Source organism: Paenibacillus sp. AR247, assembly GCF_002968895.1.
In the GTDB taxonomy this organism is placed as follows: domain Bacteria; phylum Bacillota; class Bacilli; order Paenibacillales; family Paenibacillaceae; genus Paenibacillus_AQ; species Paenibacillus_AQ favisporus.
Genome location: NZ_PCZT01000015.1, coordinates 106,693 through 111,424 on the forward strand (window position 1 = coordinate 106,693; position 4,732 = coordinate 111,424).

The 4,732-nt window shown below is 52.1% G+C and carries 4 protein-coding genes; all 4 read right to left on the reverse strand.

What is annotated here, in order from left to right:
- Positions 1-686: 686 nt before the first annotated feature.
- Entirely contained in the window at positions 687-2,042 is a 1,356-nt protein-coding gene (gene murA / locus CPT76_RS25125) for a UDP-N-acetylglucosamine 1-carboxyvinyltransferase (RefSeq protein ID WP_084204124.1), read from the reverse strand.
- Between the two features lie 397 nt (positions 2,043-2,439).
- Complete coding sequence (locus CPT76_RS25130) at positions 2,440-2,697, reverse strand: DUF1146 family protein (RefSeq protein ID WP_076174666.1); 258 nt, start codon at positions 2,695-2,697, stop codon at positions 2,440-2,442.
- Positions 2,698-3,039: 342 nt separating this feature from the next.
- Entirely contained in the window at positions 3,040-3,444 is a 405-nt protein-coding gene (locus CPT76_RS25135) for a F0F1 ATP synthase subunit epsilon (protein WP_076174668.1), read from the reverse strand.
- Positions 3,445-3,497: 53 nt separating this feature from the next.
- Positions 3,498-4,732: F0F1 ATP synthase subunit beta (gene atpD / locus CPT76_RS25140; RefSeq protein WP_105444859.1), on the reverse strand; the 1,235-nt coding region annotated here is incomplete at its 5' end.

Genomic DNA, 4,732 nt, shown 5'->3' on the forward strand with positions numbered 1-4,732 from the left:
CGGGCAGCAGCGTCAGCTGCGGCCTGCCCGGCTTGGGGCCGTGCTTCTCGGATCATCCGGCGTGAGCGCTTCGCTTCTGGGAGCGACGGGAATTTTAATTGTGTGCGTGGATCCTTCATATTCTCTCAAACCTCCGTCCATGCTTCGTCTTCGTTACTAGACCTTCCGGATACCGGCTGCGCGGCGGGCAGATATCGATGGGACGCGGCGCTATCGTCCGCTCCCGTCTTCACCGTTCACATCCGATATTCATACATATGAGAGGCTTGAGAGTGATAGAACCCTTTTTAAGAGAAACAGAGATTGTGTCCTCCAATCAGAGGGAACCTTCCATTCCTTAAGAGATAACATAGGCTGGATCAGAAACCGATGCCCTGCATCGTATAAGAAGAAGTATGGAATAACGCAGAGCGGAGCCGAAACGGCCCAGTGACATCGGCAGGATCGTTCATCCACTCGGAAAGCTCTCTTTATAATAAGAAAGACTTTGATTGGGGAGACGAAAACGAAGGAGATGGTGGATCGCGGACAAGTCGACGACAGAAAAGACCAGGCCGCAACGGGCCTGGTCTTTTCTCAGCTGCTTATGGGTGGATGGCCGTGTACTTCCGGGCCGTTTGTTTGTTTACAGTACAATGAATCGTTTCCAGTAAAATGTTCCGCCTATCACAAGATCAAATAAGGACTTACACCCAAGTCGGCTGCACATTCACCAGCTTGACTTCCTCTTCCTTGCTGTCCGCCTCTTTCTTGGCCGCTGCCGGCTGAGTCAAGGTCGGCTCATCGACGGAGATGCGCCAAATATCGGCTCCCAAGCCTTGCAGCTTCTCTGCCAGGTGAACATAGCCCCGGTCGATATGATGCGTACCGCTGACCTCTGTCGTTCCTTCCGACACGAGGCCTGCGAGAATCAAGGCTGCTCCGGCCCGAAGGTCGGTAGCGCATACCTTGGCGCCTGTCAGCTTGGCACCGCCGGTTACGATGGCCGTACGGCCCTCAACCTTGATCTCCGCATTCATCAGCTGGAACTGATCCACATGCATAAAGCGGTTCTCAAACACCGTTTCGGTCACGACGCTCGTGCCCTCCGACTTGAGCAGCAGCGCCATCATTTGCGACTGCATGTCGGTCGGGAAGCCCGGATACGGCAGCGTCTTGATATCAACCGCTTTAAGTGGATGGTTCGCCTTTACGCGTACGCCGTTTTCGCCTGGTTCGATCTCAACGCCCATCTCCTCAAGCTTGGCAATCACAGGACCTAGATGATCCGGAATCGCGCCTTCAACGTACACGTCTCCGCCGGTAATCGCGGCCGCCACCATGTAGGTGCCTGCTTCGATTCGGTCCGGAATGACCGTATGCTCGGTACCGTGCAGCTTCTCCACGCCTTCGATCCGGATGATACCGGTACCGGCACCGCGCACTTTCGCGCCCATGCCGTTCAGGTAGTTCGCCAAATCGACAATTTCCGGCTCTTTCGCCGCATTTTCGATCACCGTCACGCCTTCAGCCAGCGTGGCGGCCATCATAATATTTTCAGTAGCGCCTACGCTGGCCACATCCAGATAGATCTTGGCCCCGCGCAGTCTGCCATTACTTTTCGCTTCAATGTATCCTTGTCCCAGGCTGATTTCGGCACCCAGCGCTTCAAAGCCCTTCAGATGCTGATCGATAGGTCTTGTACCGATGGCACACCCGCCCGGCAGTGAAATCCGCGTATGGCCCATTCTCGTAAGCAGAGGACCCATGACCAGAAAAGACGCCCGCATCTTCCGCACCCACTCATAAGGTGCCTCACATGAGGAAATCGTTTGGGCATTGACCCTCATTACATCGTTTTCATATGTAATGACTGCACCTATGGATTCCAATACTTTACTGATTGTAATTACATCGTCAAGAGGAGGCGCATCGATAATGATGCTTTCTCCTTCTTCCCCAAGAAGAGAGGCAGCGATGATCGGAAGAACAGAATTTTTTGCCCCGCTGACTTTCACGCTTCCGGTCAGTTTATTGCCACCGCGGACGATAAATTTGCTCATCATGATTCCCTCCGCGTCCAATTTTTCCTTTATTTCTGGATATTCAAGAAATTACATTGCTAATTCCCTAACTTCCATCATAACACTGACCTTTTGACGGATACAAGCGTTTTTTGGCGAATATGCTCCGGAGGAACTATCGCTTCAAGCCGGCCGGCATCAGGGCACGCTAAGCGGGATGAGTTACGAAATCAGACTTTTTCGGCTCCAGGTCCACATCTTTTTTAAACGTGTAAGGCTTTCCTGCCACCATCGGCAAGTGGAGCCGCCAGCCTTACCTAAACTGTTCTTTTTCATTGTTGACATAAAAAATGTTATTATTCGACATCTTTCAACCATGTTCAGTTGCTGAAGTCCTACAAGCAGCCTATCAGTGATATAACCAAACGTTGACCGGTTAAAACATATACCGGATCATGTTGCTCCAGCCGATATAATCGAGCAGAAATTTAGCGACGAAATGCCCCAGTACTACCGCCAGCAGCAGCTGCAGCAGCTTCCCTTGAGCTCCTTTCGGATGCCTGATAAACAGGTCCAGCTTCAAGTTCTGGAGCGCCCACCACGACAAACCGATGCAGAACAAAGACACCACAATGGACATCAGACCGCTGACTCCGATGGTGCTTGATATGTTCTGTGATACGTCCGAATCCATGCCCTTACCTCCATCATCACTTGATTTAAAAAAAGAATAACGATGAACGCTGGGTGTCCCTTCCAGCAACCAAGCTCATCAAGGGACTATTATATAATACTTGCCTTGACCTCAAGAATCCAGTTCCAATTCCTTTATTTTTGAATAATTTATCGTAAAGCGCTTTCTGTCTAATTTCCTCGGAAATAAATAGGTCATTTGGACTAGTCAGCACCAATATTCTATATGGAATATGGGGATTGTATGACAGAAGAATCCCCTGGTTTCATAGGAACTATACCTTCGTTTTTTCCGTATCAATAAAAAAGCCTGTCTCTTTAACGAGACAGGCTCTCTGTACTATTATTTACGACCGGCCACATTGATCCGGTTAATCGCTTTTTGCAGGGCCATTTCCGCACGGCGGAAATCGATCTCATCCTGCTTGCCCGCTGCCAAACGGCGCTCGGCACGCTCTTTGGCGGCACGTGCACGTTCAACATCGATCTCTTCAGGAAGCTCTGCGCTCTCAGCCAGAACGACAACCTTGTCTTTACGTACTTCAACAAAGCCGCCGTTAACTGCGATCTCGGTGGTTTTCTTGCCGCTCGTCACGGCAATCGGAGCAACCCGCAGCGGGGTGACCAACGGAATGTGGTTCGGCAAAATGCCGAGCTCACCCTCCACACCGCGTACAACCAGGCTGTCCACCTCTCCGGAATAAGCCACGTGGTCCGGTGTGACGATTTCCAATAAAAAGGTGCTCACTTACATCCCTCCCTGAATGCTCACTTCGGAAGCAGTTAGCTCCCGGCAGGACACTATTCCAACGTCTTCGCTTTTTCTACGGCTTGTTCAATCGTTCCAACGAAGAGGAAGGCTGCTTCAGGAAGGTCGTCGTGCTTGCCTTCGAGAATTTCCTTGAAACTGCGGATCGTTTCTTTAACCGGTACATAAATACCCGGCATGCCGTTAAACGCTTCTGCCACGTGGAATGGCTGGGACAAGAAACGCTGTACGCGGCGGGCACGGCCTACGATCAGCTTGTCGTCCTCGCTAAGCTCATCCATACCGAGGATGGCGATGATATCCTGAAGCTCGTTGTAACGGGCCAGGAGACGCTTAACGCCTTGAGCGACGTTGTAATGCTCTTCGCCAACGATTTCAGGCGTCAGGATCCGGGAGCTCGATGCCAGTGGATCCACCGCCGGATAGATACCCATCTCGGAAATTTTACGCTCCAGGTTGGTCGTTGCGTCCAAGTGGGCGAACGTTGTAGCTGGAGCCGGGTCCGTATAGTCATCCGCAGGCACGTAGATCGCCTGGATCGACGTAACGGAACCTTTTTTCGTGGAAGTGATCCGCTCTTGAAGCTGACCCATCTCGGTTGCCAGCGTTGGCTGGTAACCTACCGCGGAAGGCATCCGTCCGAGGAGGGCGGATACTTCGGAACCGGCTTGGGTAAAGCGGAAAATGTTGTCGATAAACAGCAGCACGTCTTTGCCTTCTTGATCACGGAAGTATTCCGCCATCGTCAGACCTGTCAGTGCCACGCGAAGACGGGCGCCCGGCGGTTCGTTCATCTGTCCGAATACCATCGCTGTCTTGCTGATAACGCCGGAATCGCTCATCTCGTGGTACAGGTCGTTACCTTCACGGGTACGTTCACCTACACCTGCGAATACGGAAATACCGCCGTGTTCCTGAGCGATGTTGTTGATCAATTCCTGGATCGCAACGGTTTTACCTACGCCGGCACCACCGAAGAGACCGATTTTACCGCCCTTTTGGTAAGGAGCGAGAAGGTCGATAACCTTGATCCCTGTCTCCAGCATTTCTGCTTGGGTCGACAGTTCGTCGTATTTTGGTGCTTCACGGTGAATCGGGCTGGAAACCTCGGAAGTCACTTCGCCCGCTTCGTCGATCGGCTGTCCCAGTACGTTAAATACGCGTCCGAGGGTAGCGGATCCTACCGGAACTGTAATTGGGCCGCCCAAATCAACAGCCTCCATGCCACGAACAAGCCCATCGGTAGAGGACATGGCAATACAGCGCA

What these genes read in the sequence shown, in the direction of transcription:
- murA (WP_084204124.1), bottom strand. Translation starts at nt 2,042, where the DNA reads ATGAGCAAATTTATCGTCCGCGGTGGCAATAAACTGACCGGAAGCGTG.
- CPT76_RS25130 (WP_076174666.1), bottom strand. Translation starts at nt 2,697, where the DNA reads ATGGATTCGGACGTATCACAGAACATATCAAGCACCATCGGAGTCAGC.